This is a genomic window from Nocardiopsis sp. iso_238 (genome assembly GCF_056173325.1).
The window spans coordinates 4,577,292-4,599,648 of record NZ_CM149668.1 but is presented as its reverse complement, the minus strand read 5'-3'; the positions used below and the strand labels follow the sequence as shown (position 1 = coordinate 4,599,648).

At 70.1% G+C, this 22,357-nt stretch carries 18 protein-coding genes; 6 read left to right on the top strand and 12 right to left on the bottom strand.

All coding sequences use genetic code 11. From position 1 onward, the window contains the following. Positions 1–79: 79 nt before the first annotated feature. From AC0VYL_RS20725 to AC0VYL_RS20710, 4 genes are all read left to right on the top strand, one after another. Entirely contained in the window at positions 80–1,018 is a 939-nt protein-coding gene (locus AC0VYL_RS20725) for an ABC transporter permease (RefSeq protein WP_475481207.1), read from the top strand. 14 nt (positions 1,019–1,032) lie between these two features. Next, complete coding sequence (locus AC0VYL_RS20720) at positions 1,033–3,261, top strand: dipeptide ABC transporter ATP-binding protein (protein WP_475481206.1); 2,229 nt, start codon at positions 1,033–1,035, stop codon at positions 3,259–3,261. Between the two features lie 77 nt (positions 3,262–3,338). Then, positions 3,339–5,039: an ABC transporter family substrate-binding protein gene (locus tag AC0VYL_RS20715; RefSeq protein ID WP_475481205.1), complete on the top strand. Its 1,701-nt coding sequence runs from the start codon at positions 3,339–3,341 to the stop codon at positions 5,037–5,039. Between the two features lie 241 nt (positions 5,040–5,280). Next, complete coding sequence (locus AC0VYL_RS20710) at positions 5,281–6,411, top strand: pectate lyase family protein (RefSeq protein WP_475481204.1); 1,131 nt, start codon at positions 5,281–5,283, stop codon at positions 6,409–6,411. 355 nt (positions 6,412–6,766) lie between these two features. On the opposite strand, the gene AC0VYL_RS20705 is transcribed toward AC0VYL_RS20710, so the two are convergent. From AC0VYL_RS20705 to AC0VYL_RS20655, 11 genes are all read right to left on the bottom strand, one after another. Next, on the bottom strand, positions 6,767–7,582 hold the full coding sequence (locus AC0VYL_RS20705) for a hypothetical protein (protein ID WP_475481203.1): 816 nt from the start codon (positions 7,580–7,582) through the stop codon (positions 6,767–6,769). 587 nt (positions 7,583–8,169) lie between these two features. Beyond that, positions 8,170–9,135 carry an endonuclease domain-containing protein gene (locus AC0VYL_RS20700; protein ID WP_475481202.1) on the bottom strand — a complete coding sequence of 322 codons (966 nt, stop codon included), beginning with the start codon at positions 9,133–9,135 and terminating at the stop codon, positions 8,170–8,172. 171 nt (positions 9,136–9,306) lie between these two features. Further along, complete coding sequence (locus tag AC0VYL_RS20695) at positions 9,307–10,389, bottom strand: VldE C-terminal domain-containing protein (protein WP_475481201.1); 1,083 nt, start codon at positions 10,387–10,389, stop codon at positions 9,307–9,309. Between the two features lie 278 nt (positions 10,390–10,667). Further along, positions 10,668–11,342 (bottom strand): vitamin K epoxide reductase family protein, encoded by a 675-nt coding sequence (locus tag AC0VYL_RS20690; protein ID WP_475481200.1) that lies wholly within the window; start codon positions 11,340–11,342, stop codon positions 10,668–10,670. After that, entirely contained in the window at positions 11,342–12,037 is a 696-nt protein-coding gene (locus AC0VYL_RS20685; RefSeq protein ID WP_475481199.1) for a DsbA family protein, read from the bottom strand. Before AC0VYL_RS20685 ends, AC0VYL_RS20690 begins: the two co-directional genes overlap by 1 nt. Positions 12,038–12,115: 78 nt before the next feature. Further along, positions 12,116–12,484 carry a hypothetical protein gene (locus tag AC0VYL_RS20680; protein WP_475481198.1) on the bottom strand — a complete coding sequence of 123 codons (369 nt, stop codon included), beginning with the start codon at positions 12,482–12,484 and terminating at the stop codon, positions 12,116–12,118. Positions 12,485–12,565: 81 nt separating this feature from the next. Further along, positions 12,566–15,064 (bottom strand): glycosyltransferase family 4 protein, encoded by a 2,499-nt coding sequence (locus AC0VYL_RS20675; protein WP_475481197.1) that lies wholly within the window; start codon positions 15,062–15,064, stop codon positions 12,566–12,568. Between the two features lie 695 nt (positions 15,065–15,759). Beyond that, complete coding sequence (locus tag AC0VYL_RS20670; protein WP_475483553.1) at positions 15,760–16,260, bottom strand: aggregation-promoting factor C-terminal-like domain-containing protein; 501 nt, start codon at positions 16,258–16,260, stop codon at positions 15,760–15,762. A gap of 298 nt (positions 16,261–16,558) precedes the next feature. Further along, positions 16,559–16,810, bottom strand: a complete 252-nt coding sequence (locus AC0VYL_RS20665; RefSeq protein WP_475455230.1) for a hypothetical protein — start codon at positions 16,808–16,810, stop codon at positions 16,559–16,561. A 284-nt stretch (positions 16,811–17,094) separates the two neighbouring features. Beyond that, on the bottom strand, positions 17,095–18,114 hold the full coding sequence (locus tag AC0VYL_RS20660) for an OmpA family protein (protein ID WP_475455228.1): 1,020 nt from the start codon (positions 18,112–18,114) through the stop codon (positions 17,095–17,097). 106 nt (positions 18,115–18,220) lie between these two features. Next, positions 18,221–18,436 (bottom strand): hypothetical protein, encoded by a 216-nt coding sequence (locus AC0VYL_RS20655; protein ID WP_475455226.1) that lies wholly within the window; start codon positions 18,434–18,436, stop codon positions 18,221–18,223. A gap of 616 nt (positions 18,437–19,052) precedes the next feature. On the opposite strand from AC0VYL_RS20655, the gene AC0VYL_RS20650 reads away from it, so the two are divergent. Together AC0VYL_RS20650 and AC0VYL_RS20645 are read left to right on the top strand one after the other, a co-directional pair. Then, positions 19,053–20,213: a TIGR04222 domain-containing membrane protein gene (locus tag AC0VYL_RS20650; protein ID WP_475481196.1), complete on the top strand. Its 1,161-nt coding sequence runs from the start codon at positions 19,053–19,055 to the stop codon at positions 20,211–20,213. A 316-nt stretch (positions 20,214–20,529) separates the two neighbouring features. Beyond that, the gene (locus tag AC0VYL_RS20645) at positions 20,530–21,039 is read left to right on the top strand and encodes a hypothetical protein (protein WP_475455222.1); all 510 of its coding nucleotides are present in this window, start codon (positions 20,530–20,532) and stop codon (positions 21,037–21,039) included. 172 nt (positions 21,040–21,211) lie between these two features. On the opposite strand, the gene AC0VYL_RS20640 is transcribed toward AC0VYL_RS20645, so the two are convergent. Then, positions 21,212–22,264, bottom strand: coding sequence for an LLM class flavin-dependent oxidoreductase (locus tag AC0VYL_RS20640; RefSeq protein ID WP_475481195.1), 1,053 nt, complete (start codon positions 22,262–22,264; stop codon positions 21,212–21,214). Positions 22,265–22,357 lie beyond the last annotated feature (93 nt).

The window sequence follows — 22,357 nt, the reverse complement described above, 5'->3', positions numbered from 1 at the left end:
AGGTCACGGGTGCCACCGCGCCCCGCACCACCACGAACCCTCCGCGTCCCGGCGCGGCCGCCCAGCTGGAGACCACGTCATGAGCACGACCGAAGACAGCACGCAGCCCCAGGAGGTCCCCGGGGACCCCGAGGCCACCGAGGCCCCCGTGGTGCCGCCCGCCCCCAGCCGGGCCAAGGACATCGTGCGCCAGCTCCTCGGGACCCGACGGGTCATCGTCGGACTCGTCCTGATCGTCCTGCTGACCGCCCTGGCCTTCATCGGTCCCATGATCAGCCAGTGGGGTGTCAGCGAACGCGACTTCACGGCGCGCCTCGAGGGCATCTCACCCGACCACTGGTTCGGCACCAACCACACGGGCCAGGACATCTTCACCCGGTCCGCCGCCGGTCTCCAGAAGTCCCTGCTCATCGGCTTCCTGGTCGCCATCGGCTCCACAGTGATCGCGGCGCTCATCGGATCGTTCGCCGGATACTTCGGCGGGATCACCGACCGGGTCCTGATGTGGATCGCCGACCTCGCCCTGGTCCTGCCCAGCTTCGTCATCCTGGCCATCCTGTCCAGCCACTTCGTCGGACAGGGCGGCTGGCTGATCCTCGTCATCCTGCTGGCGGCCTTCAGCTGGATGGTCACCTCCAAGATGGTGCGCGGCCTGACCATCTCGCTGCGGGAGCGGGAGTACATCCACGCCGCCCGCTTCATGGGCGTGCCCCCCCACCGGATCATCCTGCGCCACATCCTGCCGAACATGTCGTCGCTGCTCATCGCGGACGCGACCATCATGGTCAGCACCGCGATCATCGGTGAGACCGCGCTGAGCTACTTCGGACTGGGCGTCCAGCCCCCCGAGGTCAGCCTCGGCGTCGTCATCGCGGCCGGAGCCCCGTACGCCACCACCGCGCCCTGGGTCTTCGCGTTCCCGACGATCCTGCTGGTCATCCTGGTCCTGGCCGTCAACATGATCGGGGACGGGCTGCGCGACGCCCTCGACCCGCACTCCAAGTCGCGTCGGTCCTAGGGGAGGGCACACACATGAGCACCAACACAGTCGAGGCCACCGAGGGCCACACCGACGCACCGAGCCCCGGGGCACCGGTCCTGGAGGTCACCGACCTCAACGTCACCTTCCGCGGGCTGGCCGGAAACCCCGACGTCCACGCCGTGCGCGGTGTCAGCTACGCAGTCCGCCGGGGCGAGGTGCTGGGCATCGTCGGTGAGTCGGGCTCCGGCAAGTCCGTCTCCTCCATGGCCGCCATGGGCCTTTTGCCCGACAACGCCAAGGTCACCGGCTCCGTGCGCCTGCACGGCGAGGAGATCCTGGGCCTGGACGACCGCACCATGGCCAGGAAGCGCGGCAAGGTCATCTCCATGGTCTTCCAGGACCCGCTGTCCGGGCTCACCCCCGTGTACACGGTCGGGGACCAGCTCGCCGAGGCCGTCCTGGTCCACGACCCCAGGGCGGGCCGCGCCAAGGCGCACGCCCGGGCCGTGGAACTCCTCGAACTCGTCGGCATCCCCAACGCCGCCCAGCGCTACCGCTCGTTCCCGCACGAGTTCTCCGGCGGTATGCGCCAGCGCGTCATGATCGCCATGGCCATGGCCAACAACCCCGACGTGATCATCTGCGACGAGCCCACCACGGCCCTGGACGTCACCATCCAGGCGCAGATCCTCGACCTGCTGCGCACCGCACAGGACGAGACCGGCGCCGCGATCGTCATGATCACCCACGACCTCGGTGTCGTCGCCGGGTTCGTCGACCGGGTCCTGGTCATGTACGCGGGACGTCCCGTGGAGATCGGCAGCGTCGACGAGATCTACTACAGCAGCCGCATGCCGTACACCATGGGTCTGCTGGGCGCCGTGCCGCGCATGGACCTCGAACGCCAGGGCGCCCTCGTCCCCATCAAGGGCAACCCGCCCTCGCTGAGCGCGCTGCCGCCCGGCTGCCCTTTCGCGCCCCGCTGCCCCATCGCGAAGCCGGAGTGCGACCTCGCGGAACCGGAACTGCTCACCATCGGAGCCCAGCCCTCGACGGAGGAGATCCGCACCCTGGTGTCGGCCCCGGAAACGGAGGGGGACGCCGAGGCGCCCCGGGAACCCGGGCACGAGTCCGTCCAGGACACCGGAGACCGCAGGGTCGCCTGCATCCGGTCCGGTGAGATCGACACCAACGCGTGGACGGCCCGGGACATCTACCCCGTGCCTGAGATCCCCGTGACGGAGGCGGCCTCCGTGCGCCGCGAGGACCGTACGGAGATGCTGAGGGTCGACGACCTGATCAAGCACCACCCGCTGATGAAGGGCGCCGTCTTCAAGCGTCGCGTCGGCACCGTGTACGCGGTCGACGGGGTCAGCTTCGACATCCGTGAGGGCGAGACCCTCGCCCTGGTCGGGGAGTCCGGCTGCGGCAAGTCCTCCACCCTCATGGAGATCATGGGGTTGGAGAAGCCGCAGCGCGGAACGGTCGAGGTCATGGGCCGGGGGACCGCGAAACTCAGCAAGCGCGAGCGCTTCGACCTGCGCCGCGACATGCAGATCGTGTTCCAGGACCCGATGAGCTCCCTGGACCCGCGCATGACGGTCTTCGACATCATCGCGGAACCGCTGCGTGCCCACGGGGTCCCCGCCGCCGAGGCCACCTCGCGCGTCTACGAGCTGATCCGACTGGTCGGCCTCAACGTCGAGCACGCCACCCGGTTCCCCTCCGAGTTCTCCGGGGGCCAGCGTCAGCGCATCGGCATCGCCCGCGCCCTCGCCCTGGAGCCGAAGCTGCTCGTGCTCGACGAGCCGGTGTCCGCCCTGGACGTCTCCATCCAGGCGGGCGTGGTCAACCTTCTGGAGGAACTGCAGGCCAAGCTCGGCCTCGCCTACCTGTTCGTGGCGCACGACCTGTCCGTGGTCCGGCACATCGCCGACCGGGTCGCGGTCATGTACCTGGGCCGGATCGTGGAGATCGGTGACACCCAGTCGATCTACACCCGGCCCGCCCACCCCTACACCCAGGCGCTACTGTCCGCGATCCCGATCCCCGACCCCGAACGGGAACGCGCACGCACGCACATCGTCTTGGACGGTGACCTGCCCAGCCCCGCCAACCCGCCTTCGGGTTGCAGGTTCCGGACCAGGTGCCAGAAGTTCATCACGCTCTCGGAGTCCGACCAGGAGCAGTGCGTGAACGTCGAACCGCAGATCCTGCCGACCAACGGTGGAGACCAGGGAACCGCCTGCCACTTCGCGGAGCGACAGGACGTTCTCTGACGGACCGCCGGTCCGACACGGGCACCAGGCCAGTACCACCCCGCGTGCTGGCCGACACTCACAGAAGGAAGATCCCCATGCGAATCGGGAAGGCGCGGTATCTCGCTCCCGCCGCCGCTCTGGTGCTGCTGGCCAGCGCCTGCGCGAGCAACGACGGCAACAACGAGGACGCCCAGGAGAGGACCGCGGCCCTGGCCGCGGAGGACCTGAACCCGGCGCCCCGCGAGGACCTGCAGGAGGGCGGCACCTTCGTGTGGGCCCTCAACGAGTACGCCGAGCAGCACAACATGGCGCACACGAACGGGAACCTGGCCAACGTGCGCCGTACCGCCGCCGCGGTCCTGCCCCGCACGAGCCGGTACGGTGCCGACGGCACCAACGAGCCCCTCACGGACTACGTCCTCGAATACGGTGTCAGCGACGACGGCCTCGAGGTCAACTACGAGCTGAACCCGGACGCCGTCTGGTCCGACGGTGAGCCCATCACCTGGGAGGACTACGAGGCGAACTGGATGACCCGCTCCGGTCAGCGCGACGGGGACTTCCAGGTCGGCTCCACCGACGGCTACGACCGGGTCCAGGAGTTCGTCGGCGGTGACGACGACTACTCCTTCACTCTGAAGTTCGACGAGCCCTACGCCGAGTGGCCCGGTCTCTTCAGCCCCCTGTACCCCGCGGAGTACATGGAGGACGAGGAGAAGTTCGAGGAGGGCTACAACAAGGCCTACCCCGTCACGGCCGGACCCTTCGGTGACGTGGAGTTCGACGACGTCTCCGAGCGCATCACCATCAAGAAGAACGAGGACTGGTGGGGCACCCCGGCCCTGCTGGACGAGATCATCTTCGACAGCATGGGCAGCGACGCCCAGGCCGGCGCGTTCAACAACGGTGAGGTCGACGGCTTCTACCTGGGCTACGACGCCGCGGGCTACGAGCTGATCAAGGACCGGGAGGGCACCTACCTCACGGAGGCGGTCAACCACGGTCACCGCTTCATCTCGCTGAACGGCGGCAGCCCGCGACTGGAGGACGTCCGCGTCCGTCAGGCGATCTCCCTCGGTATCGACACCGACGTCCTCTCCCAGGTCAGCCTGGAGGCGGTGAACTGGCCCATCACGGGCGAGGTCAACCGTCTGCTGCGTTCCAGCCAGTACGGCTACCAGGACAACAGCGAGGGCTACGGCGAGTACGACCAGGAGTCCGCCGAGGATCTCCTGGACGAGGCCGGGTGGACCCTCGAAGAGGGCGAGACCGTCCGTACCAACGAGGAGGGCGAGTCCCTGACCCTGGACTGGGTCGTCTCCGACGACCTCGCCGTCGCCCAGGACGAGGCCGACATCGCCGGCGAGATGCTGGCCGAGATCGGTGTCGAGGTGGTGACCCAGCAGGTCCCCGGCAACGCGCTCTTCCCCGAGTACGTCATCCCGGGCAACTACGAGATGGCCAGCTACGTCCTGACCGGCACCAACCCCTACGCCGGTGACAGCAAGGGCAACTACGGTATGCCCGACAAGGACGGCGAGTGGGGCAACAACCTCGCCCGGGTCTCCACCGAGGAGATCGACGAGAAGTTCGACGAGCTCATGGCGGAGACCGACCCCGACCGCTACGCCGAGCTGGCCAACGAGATCGACCGCCTGCTGTGGGAGGAGGTCGTGACCATCCCCATGTTCGAGCGTCCCGGTCTCTACGCCCTCGACGAGAACCTGCACAACTGGGGCGAGTTCGGTCTGGCCTCGGACTACGTGTACGAGGACATCGGCTGGGCCAAGGAGTAGTCACTCCAGAGGGTGATCGGAGCTCCCCGCTGTCCGCGCCGGACACCGGGGAGACCGCACCGGCGAGCGTTCGCGAAACGTGACAGTCAGGGCGTCGGCCCCCATCGGACGGGGTCGGCGCCCTGCGCCGTGCCCGGAACCCCGCGGGAGCGCACGGGCGGTGTGTCCGGTGTCTCGTGCCGCCTGAGAGAATCGTCGGAGTCCGACATCTCCCCCCGCCCCGCTCGTTGGAAAGTTCCCGATGCGACTCCACCCTCTCGCCGCCGCGTGCCTGGCGGTCCTCGTGTGTGTGGCCCTCAGCTCCTGCTCCCGCCAGGAGGAGGACACGGACGACACTCTCGAACCCCCCGTCGGTGCCGCCGTGGACCCGGACCCGGGGGAGGCGGACGAGTCCAGTCCGCCCCCGGAGACAGCTGAGGACGAGTGGCCCTTCGGCACCCCGGTGGGCTGGGCGAGCCAGCCCCTGATGCTGCCCGACCCGGAGGACGAGGAGGCCGAGGACGTGGACCCGGAGGACGGGGACGCGGACGCGGAGGACGGGGACACGGACGCGGAGGACGCGCCCGTCGAACACCCCGGAGTGACCGGCGGGGTCGAGGGGGACACCGTGGCCGCGACCGACGCCGACCAGCTCACCGAGTACCTGGAGGCCGAGGAACCCCTGGTGGTGGAGGTGGAGGGCGAGATCGACCTGGACGGTACCGTGCGGGTCGCCTCGGACAAGACCCTCGTGGGCACGGGGGAGGGCGCCGAGCTCACCGGCGGCGGCCTGCTCGTGGACGGCGCGGAGAACGTCGTCCTCGCCAACCTGGGCATGGACTCGGAGGGACCCGCCATCGAGATCCGGGGAGGCGCCCACCACGTGTGGGTGGACGGGTCCACCTTCTCCGGTGGCGGGGACGACTCGCTGATCACCGTGGCCGACGGCGCCGACCACGTCACCCTCTCCTGGAACCACTTCACCGACGCGGAGTCGGCGGTCACCATCGGCGGCGGTGACGAGGAGCCCGGCGCGCTACGGGTGACCGTGCACCACAACTTCTTCGACGGCACCTCCGAGCGTCACCCGAGTGCCCACAACGCCGAGCACGTCCACGTGTTCAACAACTACTTCCGCGCCAACCCGGAGTACGGGGTCCGGTCCGCCCACGGCTCCCAGGTGCTGGTCGAGGGCAACTACTTCGAGAACACCCCGGTCTCGGTGTCCACGGAGCCCGACGAACCCGGGAACGTGGTCACCCGTGACAACCTGCTGGTCGACTCCGACCAGCCCGAACCGCGCGGCACCGTGCCCGACCCTCCCTACACCTACGAACTCGACGACACCGTCAACGTCCCCGAGCTCGTGATGGGCCGCGCCGGAACCGACTGACCCCTGAGGCTCAGGGGTTCCGCCCCCGGGTTGTTGCCCGCGTACCGCGTTCCTGGGTCGGTCCCGCCCGTTCCCGGACCACGCGTCCACAGTCCGCCACCCCCAACGGACACCCCTGGCCCGAGGGCGCCGGACCTGGAGGTCCTGAGGTCCGGGGTCGCCGTCGACCGCGTCCCGGATCTCCAGCACGGCGGGCCCAGCGGTCTGTTCACTCCTCCCACGAGAGTCGCCCGCCACCTCAACGAACGCCCGTGGCCGACGGCCCTGTGCTCGCTTCCGGTGTCCCCTGAACGGCCGCGTGCCGCGCGGGCTCCCGGCGTCGGTACCAGGCGGCCGCTCGCCTCCGGCGCGCCCGCTAGACGGCCATGGGGTGGTAGTCGTAGGTCTCGCCGAACCCGTTCACGGCGGTGTAGCTGAGTCTTCGGGGGTGTCCGGCCTCGTCCACCCAGAGGTCGAACCGGGCCTCGGGGACCGGGAGGAGGCTGTTGCGGCCGACCTCGGACAGGTAGTCTCCCGCCTCCGTCGCGAAGGTGCCCGTGTACCGGTAGGCGGTGTGGGTGCTGGCCGGAACTCCGCGCGTGCTCTCGGGGAGCTCGATCTCCTCCGATCCCACCAGCTCCAGCTCGGCCGCGGTCTCCACTAGGTCCTCCAGAACCGCGAGCACGAACTCCTCCGAGCAGAGGCGGCGGTCGGCCTCCGTGGGCCGGTCCAGCACGGTCATGCCGGGCAGTCCCTTCTCGGCGGTCATCATGAAGCCGGTGCCGGGCAGGTCGTAGCGGTAGACCCGCACCCCCTCGGAGGTCTCGAAGTAGTGCTCGAAGGCGGTGTCGGAGTCGGGTTCGTGGCGGGCCCACCCCCGGGCGGGCTCCGCACCCTCGACGGTCCGGGTGTAGCTCACGTGGAAGGAGGGGGCGTCCCGGACCACCTGGACAGCGGACTCCAGGAACACCTCCGGGTCCGAGGGATCGGCGTCCACGGCCCGCACCAGCGGAGACTCCACCCCGCCCGGATCCACCGCCGGCGGAGCGGCGGTGCCTCCGTCCAGCGTCAACCGGGCCACGGTCCAACCACTGGCGACCACGGCCAGGCTGGCCAGGGCCACCAGCAGGCTCAGCAGCCAGTTGGGCCGTCCGGGGACGGCGTCCTCCAGCTCCTGTTCCGTGGACGGCATCGACGTCGACACTGACAACGCCTCGATTCTGCGGTTCGGTGTTCGGGGGGTGCCGCTTACGCGGAGTACGACGCAGTAACTCACCGCTCTGTTCGGGGGTCGGGTGAACATCATCGCCGCGGCCACTGACGAACGAGGCGCCCGTCACGGTCCCCGGAGCCCGGCGCGGCGGTATCCGATCCACGGATCTCCCTCCGGTCCGGAGCGCGTTCGACCAGGGTGCCGCACGCGCGCGGCGTCGTCGCGCGGGCCAGCACACGGACTCCCACAGGGAGGGCCCTGACACGGTACGGATCCGCCCCGTGGCCGCATGTGGCCGTCCCCGTGAACGCGGAAACGGGCTGTTCGACGGCGAGGACACGCCGTGCCCCGACCCCACTGTGGCGGATGACGGCGGGGGTTGGTTCACCACGAGGGGGCCGAGAGCGAGGTGATGCGAGCCCCGCATACGGCGGGAATCCACGTGACGGGGCCACACGGCGAAGGCCCACGGCGGTGCCCCTTCCCCGGGCCCGTTCCTCGCGTGAGGTCCCCGTGCGGGCGGGGCCGAGCGGCCCGGTGCCGGGCGACCCGCGCACGGCCTGGTCTCAACCCAACTTCGGGGGTCGGCGCTCGACACGGTGGATGGACCGCCACACCCTCACCGTCCGCTCCGGTGTCCCCGACCAGCCCCGGTCGGTGAGCGCCGCCAGGACCTGGCGCAGGAAGCCTGCCGGGCGTGAGCACAGGTCGTACACGCCGATCGAGATCACGATCCACTCCGCCTCCTCCATCGCCCGGTACCGCAGTCGGTCACGGGCCCGGTCGACCGGCAGGGAGTGGTGCTCGGCGCTGTCGTACTCCACCGCCACCCGGTACGCGGGCCAGCCCAGATCGACCCTGAACTCGCCCTCCACGGTGGAGACCCCGCACTGGGGCACGGGCCTGGGCAGGTCCACCTGGTGCAGCAGGACCCGGGTCCAGCTCTCGGCGGGGGACTGGCTGCGCCCGTCAGCGAGCCTCAGCGCACGCCTCAGCTGCCCCTGCGCCCGACGGGGGTGGGTCAGGGCGGCGGCCCGCAACCTGTCCTCGGAGGTGAGACGCAGCGCGAGGAAGCGGTCCAGGGCCGCGGTCGCCGCGTACAGGGAGCCCGACTGCGCCGCGGCGTCCAGCGCGGTCCGTGCCCTCGTCGTCACCCGCACCCCGCCCAACCGCGTGCGTTCGGACTCCGGAACGCACTCACGGTGCGCGACGACCCCGGCCCGGGCGGCTCCCGCGACACCCGGGGGCACCGCCACGTGCAGGCGGTTGCGGGTGACGGAGGTGCCCTGGGGGTACAGGTCGACCCCCCACACGTAGGCGGCGGTCCGACCGAAGGCGACCGCCCGAGGGGACAGCTGGGCCAGCACCGGCCGCAGCGTGCGGAGCAGGAGGTCGTGGTCGGGTGGGGGACCGGCCAGTGGAGAGGGCCGCCCGGGACGTGCGTCGGAGCGGGTGGCCCTGGGGGCCGGCGTGGGTCGGGGGAGGGGGAAGAGCGGGGAGCAACCAGAGGGAGCACGGTGGTCTCGCGTCATGCTTCCAGGTTCGGCCGACGGACCACCCCGGACAAGCCCCGACTCGGATCTGTGGACAACGCACCACGGGGCCCGGCGGAAGCGGGACACACGACCTGGAGAACAGAGTCGCGTGCCCCTCGACCGGAGCCCGCCCGGCGTCCTGGGGCACGGGGAGCTCCGGGCGGTGAACTACCGGAAGGGCGGTGGACCGGCGGAGAGGTGGATGTGGTCCACGTGGTCCAGGGTCGGGTTGTTGTACACCGTGTTCGCCGGACGTCTGACCTCCATCCAGGGCCCGGTGCGATCCTTGCTGGGACTCCAGATGTGGAAGTTGTAAATGATCCCCTTGACGTTGAGATCCTGGGCGTTCGCGATGAGGAAGTCGATCACCTCGATGGCGGTCGCGTCCATCTCCGGGGTCGGAGTCGCACCCAGGTCGGCCATCATGTAGTCCACCGCCTGGCCGAACCCGTGGTCGCTGGTCTTCTCATCCCGGTACCCGCCCGCGCTCAGGTAGAAGCCGGGGAACTCCTGGTTGAGCGCCTCGTGCGCCGCGCACATCTGCGGGTGCAGGCCGCCCAGGGAACCGCAGTCGGTGATCGCCCCTCCGCCGAAGACCGAGTTCGGATCGAACTTGAACCGGCCCTCCTGGTCGATGAGGTGCACGTCGAAGAACTCCCTCGCCTGGTCCTGGTCGGTGACGGCCCGTCCGCCGCACACCAGTCCGTCGGTCTCCCGGCCACACTCGGCCGAGAGGTCGATGATCGCGATCGCGGCCGCGGTGCCCTCGAAGGACCCGGCGTCGTCCTCCTCGCCGTCGCACACCACGTCGTTCCAGGCCCGGGAACCGTCCTCCGTCAGCTCCTTCTGACAGTGCGCCCCGCGCACCTCCACCCGCACGATGTTGCCGAAGCGGCCCATCGCGTTGTCACTGGCCCGGATGTCCGTGAGCACGCCGCCGTTGTTGCGCGCGTACGTCTCGGCGCGGGACTGGGCGATCTCCTCGTCGTACCGGGGCATGGGGTGGACGCCGTCGGCGAGCTGTCGGGCGGCGTGGTCCCGGAGCCCCGCCACCGCCGCCAACACCGAGGCGTCGGCGGCCGTCTGCGCCTGTGAGCGCATGTCGTTGGCCGCGCCGACCCGTACGAACAGCACGGTGAGCGCGAGCAGGCTCAGGGTCAGACCGAACAGGAGGAGGACGTTGGCCTGTCCGTCGTCGCGGCGTCCCAGGAGACGGCGTCTGCGTACCGGGGAGGAGGGGGGCCTTCGCATGGCGGTCCGGGGGTTCGGTCCCCGCGCGGAGAGCGGGGGAGACGGGCTCGGGAGGACTCGGAGGGTCGGGGCGGGGGCCGGGGCGCGTGGACACCGCGAAACCCCTGTCCGGCGCAGCTTAACCCGGGCGGGCGCGGGAGGGAAAGGGAACGCTGAAGGCCCTGTGGACAACCGCCCGGTCACCCCAGGTGACGCCGGTGACACGTCCGGGAACGCGGTCGCGGCCGCCCGTCCCCCGTGGACGGGCGGCCAGGAACCGGCCACCCGCCCGCGGCGGCCTACAACAGGGTCGTCCAGTAGCTCCAGAAGGCCTCAGCGACCGCGCCCGCGATCACCACGCCCCAGACGGTGAGCACCACCGTGTGGTTGCGGGCCAGCACACCGACCGGCCGCCGCAGCGCCACCGGTACCCGGAGGTGACCGGCGCGGAGGTTGTGCAGCGTGACGTACCAGAAGATCGGGATCGTCACCGCCCACACCACCATGCAGTACGGGCACAGCGCCCCGATCCGGTACAGGCTCTGGAAGATCAACCAGTGCACGAACACCGCACCGAACAGGCATCCCGCCTGGAGACCCAGCCAGAACCAGCGCCGGAACCCGGGGTCCGCCCCGGTGCCCGGACCGGTCCGGGCGAGCAGGGCCGCGCCCACGGCCGTGACGGCGGCGAAGCAGGCCACCCCGATGAGCGGGTTGGGCACCCCGAACACCTCGGCCTGCGGGGTCACCATCACCGTCCCGCAGGACAGCACCGGATTGAAGCTGCACGCGGGTACGTGGTCGGGGTCGGCCAGGACCCGGATCCTCTCCACAAGGAGGGCTGCGGCCGCGACCAGGCCGACCAACCCGCCCACCACCAGCAGCCACGGCAGGGCCCGGCTGACGATCGGCACGTCCGCGCCGGGGAACGGGTTCCGGGTGTCGGCGGTTTCGTGGCGTGCGGGGGCGGCCATCACTCCAGCTCCGAGTCGATCATGGCGGACAGGACCTCGTGACTCGGCATGCTCGGCGCGGGACGGCCGTTGACGAAGATGGTCGGGGTGCCCTGCACGCCCAGCAGGAGACCGTCGTCGAAGTCCGCCTGGACCCGCTCCTCGGTCTCCTTGGACTCCATGGCCTCCACGAACTCGTCCATGTCCAGGCCGAGGTCCTCCGCGAAGCCCACGAACACCTCGCTCTGATCCTCCCGGGACTCGCCCCACTCGCCCTGGGTCTCGAACATCCGCTGGTACATCTCGTCCAGGGAGTCCTGCTGCGCGGCGGCCTCCACAGCGGCGGCGGACGGGCCGGAGTTGAGGTGGCCGGGGAGCGGGAAGTAGCGGATCACGACGTTGATCCGGCCATCGTAGTCCTCGCGGATCCGCTCCATCACGGGGTACTGGGCGCGGCAGGCCTCGCACTCGAAGTCGAGGAACTCCACCACCGTGACCTCGGCGCCCTCCACCTGGTCGAGGTGGCGGCTGTTCTCCCGCACGAGCACGTCGGCGGGAGCGGTGGGCTGTTCCTCGGGGGTGGCCCCGGGTGCGGTCGGTCTGGCGGAGCCCCGGGCCGTCGCGGCCTCGTCGTCCCGGTCCAGGTAGACGAGCAGGCCGATCCCGAGGGCGGCGACGACGAGGAGGCAGAGGGTGATGACCAGGTTCTTGCTCATGTGAGGGTTCCAAGGGTCCGAAGCGAACGAGGGCACGCGTGTGAGCCCCGCGAGTGGGTGCGGGGCTCCTCGGTGCTCCTAGACCCGCTGGACGCAGAGGAGGGTGAGCAGGCGGTGGCCGTGGGGGCCGGCGGGGTCCCCGCGCGTGCGGCGCGGAGAGGGTCCGACCCGCGGCGGCACGGGCAGACACAGGACCAGGGCCGCCCCGAGGGCGAGCATCGGCTGCGCGGTCAACAGCCCGCGCTCGTCCGGCGTGGGACAGGCGTGCGGGGAACCGGGGTCCTCGGCGGAGTCGGAGGCCGCGGACCACTCCGCGGCCACGCGGGCACCGCCGCCCGGGGCACCAGCGCCGGGATAGCAGAGCGCGCACAGGAAGCACAGCACGACGACGGCGACGAGGGGCACCACCAGGGTGCCCCACCGCCAGGTCGTGGTGTGACCGCTCATGAGGGGAACTGTAGCGGTGTGTCCACGGTTGTCGAGGCCGGGGTGGCTGACCTGCCCCGACCTCGGCGCTCCGCTCGGGTGTCAGTGGATGCGGCGGTTGATGGCCGCCACCAGGTGGACGTCGGCCACGGTGACCTGGAGGTCTCCCGAACCCGTCGCGGAGACCGTCGCGGAGCGCACGTAGGCGCCGTGGCTCCACCTCCGGGCCGTCTGGTCCGGCACGGCCTTCGCCCCCACCTTGGCCAGGGCCCCGGCCGGTCCCGCCTTCAACCTGAGCTGCCACGAGGTACGCAGCACCGATCCCCGGTGGTCGTCGTGGTCGAGCAACGGCAGGGTCCCCACCAGCCGTCCCTCCTGGCGGCCGGGGTGGGCGGGCATCGCCTCCAGCGGGTACCGCTGCCCCGCCCCGGTGCCCCGTACGACCTCCAGCGCGAAGCTCGTGTCCTCGGGCAGCGGGGTCCCCAGCACCACCTCGAAGTACAACAGGTCGCCGCGGCGGCCCATCGGCCGCGCCCGGACCCGGTCCACCGGGAGCGACGGGGCGAGCGGAGCGGTCAGAAGCCCCAACCGGTCGTTCACCGTGTAGTACGGGCGCACCCTGGTGCCGAGGCCCCGCTCGGGCCGCACCTTCTGGGGCGCGTACTGGATGATCTTCTTGTACCCGACCACCCCGGACAGGTGCCGCCCCACCGTGTACTCGGTGCCGTCCGACAGGATCACCCGCATCTCCCACTTCTCGGAGTCGCCCTCCCGCCCGCGCACCACCAGCTCGGGGTCGATCACGGAGGTGAACTCGCCTCCGGCCGCGACCGCCGAGGGGAACTCCCTACGGGTCTGGGGTGAGGTCCTCAGACGCACCACCAGTCGGGCGCGCGCGTCCGGGCGGTGTCGGCCGAGCACCCGTCCCTGCACCGTGATCAGCCCGTCCGCGACCTCCACGTGGGAGATCTCCGCGTGGTGTTCCGAGCGCCGCACGTGCAGCACCAGGCGTCCCTTCGAGGACCGCGAGGGGATGACGAGCGAGAGCCCCGGGGTCCGCGCGGGCGACAACGGGAAGCCGTGCTGGTGGATCTCCACGTCCCGCACCGGGGCCTCCAGGCCGGCGTCCACCCGGAACACCTGCCACACCCCGGTGACCAGCCCCTTCTGCCGACCGCCGCCCGGTCCCTCCATACCCGTGCGGGAGGCGTCCACCAGGAACCGGCCGTCGGACTCGGGGAGCACCTCGACCCTCCTGCCCGGCTTGGTCAGCACCACCCGCTCGGGAAGGCGTCCCACCACGGCCCCCGCGGCTCCCTCGGGCGGACCGAACGACAGCACCGTCACCCCGTCGGGACCGGCCTCCACCCGACAGGAGGCGGTCGGCTCCGGACGCGGCGCGGGCAGGGCCGACACCGGCGAGGGCGGCATCCCGACCCCGACGAGGTCGAAGAACAGCTCCTCGTGCAGGCGCACCACGTTGACCGGGTCGAAGCGCTCGGAGCCGGTGAGGGCCGCCGCCGACATGCGTCGCCGAAGCGCGTCGTCACCCATGAGCCGCGCCAGGCCCTCAGCGATCCCCGAGGCGGACTTGTTCGGTACCAGCAGCCCGTCCTCCCGGTCCCGGATGATCGACGCGGGCCCGTGGGGGCAGTCGGTGCTCACCACCGGCAGGCCGGACCGCATGGCCTCCACGATGGTCATCCCGAAGGGCTCCTCGCTGGAGGTCACCGCTGCGAACGCCCCCTGCGCCCACGCCTCCTCGACCCTCGGGTGCGGCCCCATCAGCCACACCTGGTCCTGGAGACCCAGGGAACCCACCAGCCTGCCGAGCGCCCCGCGTCGGCTGCCCCGTCCGTAGATCCTCAGCGTCCAGTCCGGGAACTCCTCGCTGATCATCGAGAACGCCTGCACGAGCAGGTCGTGTCGCTTGCTGGGCGCCAGCCTGCCCGCGGAGACGATCGTGCGCGTGTCGTGCCCGTTCACGGTGAAGGGAGGCGCGGGCACCGAGTTGGGGATGGAGAGCAGCCGCACCCCCGGCAGCGGCATCCGCGCCGCGTAGGTGCGCGCGTCCGCCTCCGTCACGGTGACGAAGGCGTCGAGGTTGGGGTACTCGGCCGCCATCACCCGGCGCAGCTCCTCGGAGTGCTGCTCGTAGGTGAGGTGCTCCTGGCCGATCTTGATGATCCTGCCGGGCGCCGCCCGAGCGATCACCACGTTGAGCCCGGGCCGTGTGCCCACGACCACGTCGGCGTCGGTGGTGGCCAGGTACTCCTCCAGCCGGTCGTCGGTGAGGCGGCTGTGTGTGTCCCCACGACCGTCCTCCACGGGGAAGAGCAGCGGGGGGAGCCCGGCCCGTTCCGACCCCTCGTACAGCGGGCGTCCGTCCACACCGGTCGAACGCTCGTCCTGCTGACGGATGTCGACCAGCGGACGGAGGCTGACCTGGGCGGGGACGGGGAGGACGGGTTCGGCGCGGTGCCGGAACACCGAGACGATCTCCACCTCGTGCCGGGCGGACAGGGCCGCCGCCTGGTTGGCGACCGTGCGCACGGTGCCACCGATGCCGTACATGTCGTTGATCAGATAGGCGATCCTCATCGAGCCCCCATGTCCCCGGGGCCGTCCACGCGGTGTGCGTGCGAGGCGGCCCCGGCCCCCGTCCCCCGCACCGAGCCGGGCCCCCGGCCAGGGACTCAGTGGGGATTGAGGGATCAGGCTATGGGCGATATGGCCCTAAAGGTCCGCATCTGTCCCGAGCTGTCCAAAGGTTTGCCGCCACCTGTTGGTGTTTTGCGGCGGATTCACGCGAGCGTGGTGGGAGAGATCCGCTCCCCCGCCCCGCGGCAAGGGGAGCCGTTGGGCGGGGGAGCGGTGGTGGGAGACGGCGCGAGCCGGGTTCCTGGGAAATCCTCGGGCGGGTGCTCGGAGACCCTCCAGGTCCGAGCACCACCCCCGACTGCGGAATCCGACCCGTCCGAGCGGGGCCCGCCCCCCGCTTCGGTCCCGTCTCCTGGTCTGTGGCCCCATCGGTCACCGGGCACGATGGGGATTCGCTGCTTCCAGCGCTACACGCTTGTTTCAACCGAACAACGCTCGGTGGTTGACCCACCGACGACGTCTCGCGGAGAGCAACGCGACGTTGGTTGACAAGGACACTCTGCCGGATCGGACCGCGAAAATCGTGGGTTCTGGCGGACTTCCCGTGGCCGAATCCGGCCACAGCGGGGAAACGCCAGGTCGCACAGGGTGAGAGAGTCCAGGAAGCCACGCCTGGTTCGCGGGCGGGCGTTCGCCTAGTACGTCCCGGTGCTCTGCCAGTACCGCCAGGCCGTACAGGGGGAGCCGTGCGCTTCCTGGATGTGCCCCAGACCCCAGCTGATCTGGGCGGACGCGCTGTCGTCGAACCCCGGGGGCAGCGATCCGTGCTGCGCGGCGTTGAAGCCGACGATCCCGCGCGCACCCGTCGTCGGGTCGACCAACCCCTGGTCCCAGTTGGACATCGCACCCCAGAGGCTGTCCAGGCAGGTCCACTCCTGGTCAGTCCAGTTGTACGGCTCAGCCGCCGCCGCCTGCATACCGAGGTTCTTGTTGTCGCTGGTGTTGGAGTTGCCCGACCCCCACTCGAACTGTTCGGGCTCCTCGGGGCGGTCCTCGTCCACCCAGGTCTGGTCACCGCAGCCGGGACCGTTCACCAGGCACACCATCTGCCGAACGCCCTCGTTGAAGGTGGAGCTCACCCCGGAGGCGTAGACGGTGGTGATGATCAGCCCGGCGAGGATGACCGTCGCCCCCATTTCCACGAAGGCCGCACCCCGGTCCCGCTGACCCCCCGGAGCGGGCCTGGCCCAGCGTGGGAGCCCCGGCCGCCGCACGGACATCCGAGGAGGGCGGTCGCGCCCGTCCGAACGGTTGGGGGGTCGGCTGGAGGAGGGGCGGCGCGTGTCCCCGAGCTCGGGACGGTGGGGGGTGGTCAACTCCGCCTCCAGAAGAGTCCAGGAGCGAACGTGGGGGCAGTTCCCAGGATAGGGGAGTCCCCGGGACCCGACGCGAAGTCCGTTCCCGCCCTGGGAACGGGACGGTGGATCGCGAGGATCAGGAGACGGGGATGTTCTCGATGGCGTCGAATCCCGGGATCTCCAGGTCGATCTCATCCACGTCGGTGGGCACCGAGTACATGGACCAGTAGGCGACCTTCTCACCTGGATCAATGGTGCTCTTGGAGTCCACGTTGATGTTTCCCGAACAGAGACAGTCGCCCTCGCTGTCCATGACCGGGTGGTATCTCTGCCCCTCGTCGGAGGAGGAGACGGTGACCCCCGAGTACGAGTTCGCGTTGTGGTACATGTACGTGGTTCCGTGCGGCCAATCGAAAATGGCCTGCGCGTCTCCCTGGTTTTCCACGCTCCAGGCCACTGACAGCAGATTCCCCGACCCGTTCCGTTCCGCAGAGTGGGCTTCCGCTGTGAGCCCCGAGCTGATCGAGTCATTGGATTCCGCTGTGCCCAGAGAGTCGAGGTTCTCGGTTTGCGGGGCTGGTGCCGCGAGAACGCTCGAAGCCGCCCCGAAGGGGAGGACCAGTACGAGCGGGACGGCCCAGGTCCATCGGAGTCTCAGGTTCATCGCTGCCCCTACTTCTCGAAGGTGACGCTGACTCGGCGGTTACGTTCGCGACCCTCTTCGGTGGAGTTGTCGGCTATGGGATCGGCGGATCCGTGACCCTCGACTTCGAACGTGACTCCCTCTCGGGTGATGAGGTCGTTCAGTGCGGACTCAACGCTTTCGGCGCGTTCCTTGGAGAGGGGCCGGTTCACGCCGTCGCTGCCGGTGTCGTCCGCGTGGCCGTCGACGGACACGACAGCGGAGCTCGCGTCGTCGATCTCCTGGGCCACCTGCTTCAGGATGTCCTGGGCCTCGTCGCTGAGGTCGGAGCTGCCAGTGCCGAAGAGGACGTCGGAGGAGAGAATGATGCTGACTTCGTCGCCGCTCTCGGTCCGTCCGGTCTGGTCCTCTTCAAGGCTGTCGGAGATCAGCGTGAGGTCGAGGATCCGTGCCTCCCCGAGGTTGCTCTGCTCGACTGACTCGGAGACATCGCTGATGGGGATGTCGAAGAACGGTGAAGTCAGCGGAGTCGTGACGGTCATCTGCTCCAAGGATCCCTGGTCGCCGGGGAAGATCACCCAGAGAGTCTCTGTCGTACCACTGCCGAGGGGGCCGTTCAGTGAGTCACAGAAGCAGCTTCCGTCGCTCTGGTCGTAACTCAGGTACCGCTGTTGATTGACGTCGTCAATGAGGCTGATCTTGCTGGCGGTCTGCGCATCGAGTTCCTCGGCGAGCTTGTACCCCAGATCGAAGCTTTCGGAGGAGTTGTTGGTGATGCTCATCCGGAGACGAAGGAGATCGTTGCTCAACCGCTCCAGCGCGATGATGTCGATCTGTAGGTCCGAACCGATGTCTGAAGAGGTGAACTGCGAACTGGCGATGATCGCTTCCTCTTCCCCGGCCTCCTCCGGAGCCGACTGCCCGGGTTCCCCGGTGGCCCCTTCTCCGGGGGCCTCCGGCGACTCCTCCGCCCCCACGACGCACCCTGCGGTGAAGAGGAGAACCAGAGTCGCCGCCAAACCGACCCACCGGTGGCTTCTCTCCTTCAACGGGGAAGGTCTACTTCTGGGGGCCACGTTCTTCCCGTTCCTCTGGCTTCCTGGGGCGTGGAGCGACCTGTGCGGTAGTTCCCTGGCGGTTCCTTCTCCGACTGGACTACGGGGGGCCAGCGAAGATGCCGTCAATGGTGCTGCTGATGCCCTGGGCGATACGGGTCCCGATTCCGGCGTTCATGATCACCACGGCCACGAGTGCGACGAACACCAGGATCGCCCCGTACTCGACGAAGCCAGCGCCTCGGTCGCTGCTCCGCCCGGCCCTGGGCAGGGCGAGGGAGCTGAGCTTGACCCAGACCTGGTGCGTGAGGTTCACGGGGTGACTCCTTGGGGAACAGGGGCTGCGACTTCGATGCTGCTGGGACGTTCGCCTGGTTCGGGGGGCAGGGGAGGGGTGGTGCGGACGGCCCGCTCGTGGGCGGCCGCCTCGAACGTGGTCATCGCGATCACCTCCTCACGGGGTCTGGCGGATCCGGCTGCGCGCATGGCGGTGCCCTGATCCTGTGCCCCTCCACTATCGGACATCTCGCGGTGTCCTACCCCAGAGTCTGGCCGGATGTGGCCAGATCGTTTCCCGGTGCGTTTCGGCCGCTGAGCTCTGCCCACACCCTTTCTGTAGAGGTATTCACAGGTGGGGGGTGATTCCCACGGGTTCTCCCCCATCACTGGGGGCATCGGATTCCACCCTGCGCCTGCCTGCTGCCACTTGACAGCGGATCGCGTCGTGTGTTCCTGCGGCCGAACGCCCAGCGCGGGGGCGAAGGCCCAGGCCAGGGGCCGTGTCCGCGTCATGGTGTTGAATTGTCCAGTTCTCGTACGCGCTGCCCCCGGATCCACCCCCTTACCCCAGAGACCCTCCACCGCCGCACTCCCCGCTCCAGCTGATCCTCCCGGCCGACTCCATCGGTCGGCCTTTCAGAAAGGCCCGAATCTTGGACGCCACGGTGCTCATCCCCCTCCTGGGGGCCCTGCTCGGCCTGGCCATCGGTGTGTTTCCCCTCGTCAAGGTCTTCAACGCGAACCGCTCGATCGGCGCCGCGATCGCGTCCGTCCCCGTCCCGACGCGTCGTCCGAGGCCTGAGGAGCTCACCCCCACCGAACTCGCCTACCTCGTGGGCGGCGCCACCCGCGTGGGTGAGGTCGTGCTCATGGACCTCTTCCTCTCGGGCCGCGTCCGGCGTCAGACCAGGGGCGGGTTCTTCACCCTGGTGGGGCCCTCCAACGCCTATGTCACGGAGAAGGACCAGGTCCGCCGGGACATCGTCAAGGCGTTCAAGGACCGCACCGGCCTGACCGCGCGGGGGATGATCCGGACCGCCACCTTCAGCCGGGGCATCGACCGCGTGCGGGAAAGGCTCGCGGACCGGCGTCTGATCGCCCACTCCGGTGAGCTCACCAGGTCGCTCGCTGACTTCCACGACGCCGGGTGGGTCGCGCAGCGGCTCTCCTTCGTGAGTACGGGGCTGCTGATCGCCGGGCTGGTGCTGGTGACCGCCTACGAACAGAACGGGTGGACGGTGGCGCTGGTCGTGGTCGGCGGGGTCCTCTCAGTGTTGAACGGTCTCTCCTCCGGGCTGTACCTGGGGAGGGGAGGGCGGAACGTCACCACCAGGACCCCCGCCGGTCGGGAACTGCTCGTGGAAGCGGAACAGACCTACTCCGTCGGCCGGATCGAGGGGCGTCCGATGGTGCGCGAGGTGGCGCTCGGCTACACCGCGGTGATCGGGCTCGCCAGGATGGGCCGCGAGGGCGGACAGCGCGGGCGCGGTCGGGACGGTTCCGGGGACGACGCGGTGCGGGTCGTGACGGACTCCGGTTCGGCGCGGCTGGTCGGAGAACCCTCGGAGAGGGTGGGGGAGCAGACCCCGGAGCCCCGGGAGGGGTTCGAGCTCGACTGGGGCAGCCTGTGCGAGTTCGCTGACCTCTGCTCGGTGGGCGGCCACTCCATCAGCTCGGACGGCTCCGGTTCCCAGGGTGCCTCCGGTTCCCACGGTGGTTCCTCCGGCGGCGGCTTCTTCGACGGAGGTTCGGGGGGCGGCTCCGGAGGTGACTCCGGTGGCGGTGACGGAGGCGGCGGTGGCGGAGGGGACTGACTCCGGACCACACCCCCTACACCCCCGGCGGCCGGTCCGCATCCGCTTCCCAGGAAAGGGGTGAACCGCCGGTACGGGTGCTCGGCGTAAGAGAATGCAGGGGGAAGTGAGGTGTGTGGGGTGCCACGACGGTGTGCCCGGCTCGGGGGGCCGAGGGGCGATCCCCGGTGCTCGAAGCGGGGGATCCGCTAGCGAAGCCCCCACACCACGCCGCGATCGTCCCCTGAGCCCGATCCCCGTGCCCCCGGCCCGTTCCCGCCCGGCTGATCCCCGGCGACGGCCTCCGAACCGACCCAGCTCACCCAGAAGGAGTTCCATGACTCCGGAACCAGCGGAACCAGAGGCGGGGGAGTGGTTTCGCCGCTACTTCGCCCCCGAGGAGCTGGACCGGCTCGAACAGTTCCCGGTCCGCATCCCCACAGGCCACGAGTTCGGTCTGCTGGGCCTGCTCGGCGCCTGGCACACGCACGTGCGAAGACTGCGGGAGGACCTGCCCCTTCTGGACGCCGACCCCTCCGCCTGCGGTGTCCACGACCTGGTCACCGCGCTCGTGCTGCGCGACTTCGTGGACCGGGGGGTCGCCACTCTGGGTTCGGAGCGCACCGCCAGCGTGGACTCCGCCCTGGCCGACATCGACGCGCGCTTCCGCTCCCTCACTGAGGAGGACGGCGCCGGGCTGCTGGCCCTGGCCGAACCCGAGGCGCGGGACCGGACCGACGAGCAGTGGTGGTGGCGGCGCATCCCGTCGAGCGGCCCCGCGCGCAGGGAGCTGGACCGCGCGGCCGCCCGTGAACGGGACGGCCGGGTGCGCGCCGAGAAGGGCTAGCCGGACCCGTTCGCGGCCCTGGTCAAGGGCGGCCGGGGTCCCGGACGTGATGCGGGGCGGGGTCCCTGACGACCCCGCCCCACCCCTGTCACCGGAGGAAACGGTTCCGGACCCTGCCTGATCCGGTCCCGCACCCTTGACCAGTACCCCCGGTCAGGGTTCCGTGCCGACCTCAGCCCCCGTTGGGCGCCGCCAGGCCGAACGCGTCGGCCAGCAGCTCGTAGGAGCGGAAGCGGGCGGTCTTGTCGTAGATCATCGAGGAGATCATCAGTTCGTCCGCGCCGGTGTCGGCGACGAACTGGTCGATCCTGCTCCGCACGGTCTCCTGGGAGCCCACGAAGGAGTAGCGGAGCATCGCGCTCGTCTGCTCCTTCTCGCCGGGACGCCACATCGTGTCCATGGCCGAGCTCCGGACCGGGGGCTGGAGCAGTCCGCGCGCGTTGCGCATGATGCCCAGGAAGGCCTGCTGTTGCGAGGTGAACAGGTCCTTCGCTTCCTCGTCCGTGTCCGCGACGATCACGTTGATCCCGGCCATGGCGTAGGGCTTCGAGGCCTGTTCCGAGGGGGTGAAGTCCTCCCGGTAGGCGGCGAGCGCGTCGTGCAGCGCGCTCGGCGCGAAGTGCGAGGCGAAGGCGTACGGCAGCCCCAGGTGCGCGGCGAGCTGGGCGCCGAACAGGCTGGACCCGAGGATCCAGAGGGGCACCCGCAGGCCCTCACCGGGGACGGCGCGCACCGGCTGCCCGGGGCTCGCGGGCTCGAAGAGGGACCGGAGCTCCTGGACGTCCTGCGGGAAGGTCGAGGAGGCGGAGTGGTCACGGCGCATCGCGCGCATGGTGCGCGGGTCCGTTCCCGGGGCGCGCCCCAGACCCAGGTCGATGCGTCCCGGGTAGAGGGACTCCAGGGTGCCGAACTGCTCCGCGATCACCAGCGGGGAGTGGTTCGGGAGCATCACGCCGCCCGAGCCCACCCGGATGGTGGAGGTTCCCTCCGCGATGAAGCCCAGCGAGACCGAGGTGGCGGCGCTGGCGATGGCCCGCATGTTGTGGTGCTCGGACAGCCAGAAACGGGTGTAGCCCCAGCGCTCCAGGTTCTGGGCGAGTTCACGGGCGTCTCGGAGGGCCTCGCCGGGGGTCGAGCCCTCGACGATGCTGGCGTGGTCCAGGACGGACAGGGCGGGCCCCGTCCCCGGTACCCCGGTCTTCGCGGACCCGGTCTTTTCCGTCATCTCAGTTACCCCCACTGGCCTGGATCATTCGATGATCGACGAACATCGAACAGTGACGGTACACTCGCCGCTGAACGCACGCCAAATCCTGTT

Coding starts and splice junctions, on each gene's coding strand:
- AC0VYL_RS20695 (WP_475481201.1), bottom strand. CDS start 10,389: ATGCGAAGGCCCCCCTCCTCCCCGGTACGCAGACGCCGTCTCCTGGGA.
- AC0VYL_RS20725 (WP_475481207.1), top strand. CDS start 80: ATGAGCACGACCGAAGACAGCACGCAGCCCCAGGAGGTCCCCGGGGAC.
- AC0VYL_RS20710 (WP_475481204.1), top strand. CDS start 5,281: ATGCGACTCCACCCTCTCGCCGCCGCGTGCCTGGCGGTCCTCGTGTGT.
- AC0VYL_RS20715 (WP_475481205.1), top strand. CDS start 3,339: ATGCGAATCGGGAAGGCGCGGTATCTCGCTCCCGCCGCCGCTCTGGTG.
- AC0VYL_RS20700 (WP_475481202.1), bottom strand. CDS start 9,135: ATGACGCGAGACCACCGTGCTCCCTCTGGTTGCTCCCCGCTCTTCCCC.
- AC0VYL_RS20670 (WP_475483553.1), bottom strand. CDS start 16,260: ATGGGGGCGACGGTCATCCTCGCCGGGCTGATCATCACCACCGTCTAC.
- AC0VYL_RS20705 (WP_475481203.1), bottom strand. CDS start 7,582: ATGCCGTCCACGGAACAGGAGCTGGAGGACGCCGTCCCCGGACGGCCC.
- AC0VYL_RS20640 (WP_475481195.1), bottom strand. CDS start 22,264: ATGACGGAAAAGACCGGGTCCGCGAAGACCGGGGTACCGGGGACGGGG.
- AC0VYL_RS20675 (WP_475481197.1), bottom strand. CDS start 15,064: ATGAGGATCGCCTATCTGATCAACGACATGTACGGCATCGGTGGCACC.
- AC0VYL_RS20680 (WP_475481198.1), bottom strand. CDS start 12,484: ATGAGCGGTCACACCACGACCTGGCGGTGGGGCACCCTGGTGGTGCCC.
- AC0VYL_RS20690 (WP_475481200.1), bottom strand. CDS start 11,342: ATGGCCGCCCCCGCACGCCACGAAACCGCCGACACCCGGAACCCGTTC.
- AC0VYL_RS20665 (WP_475455230.1), bottom strand. CDS start 16,810: ATGTACCACAACGCGAACTCGTACTCGGGGGTCACCGTCTCCTCCTCC.
- AC0VYL_RS20720 (WP_475481206.1), top strand. CDS start 1,033: ATGAGCACCAACACAGTCGAGGCCACCGAGGGCCACACCGACGCACCG.
- AC0VYL_RS20645 (WP_475455222.1), top strand. CDS start 20,530: ATGACTCCGGAACCAGCGGAACCAGAGGCGGGGGAGTGGTTTCGCCGC.
- AC0VYL_RS20685 (WP_475481199.1), bottom strand. CDS start 12,037: ATGAGCAAGAACCTGGTCATCACCCTCTGCCTCCTCGTCGTCGCCGCC.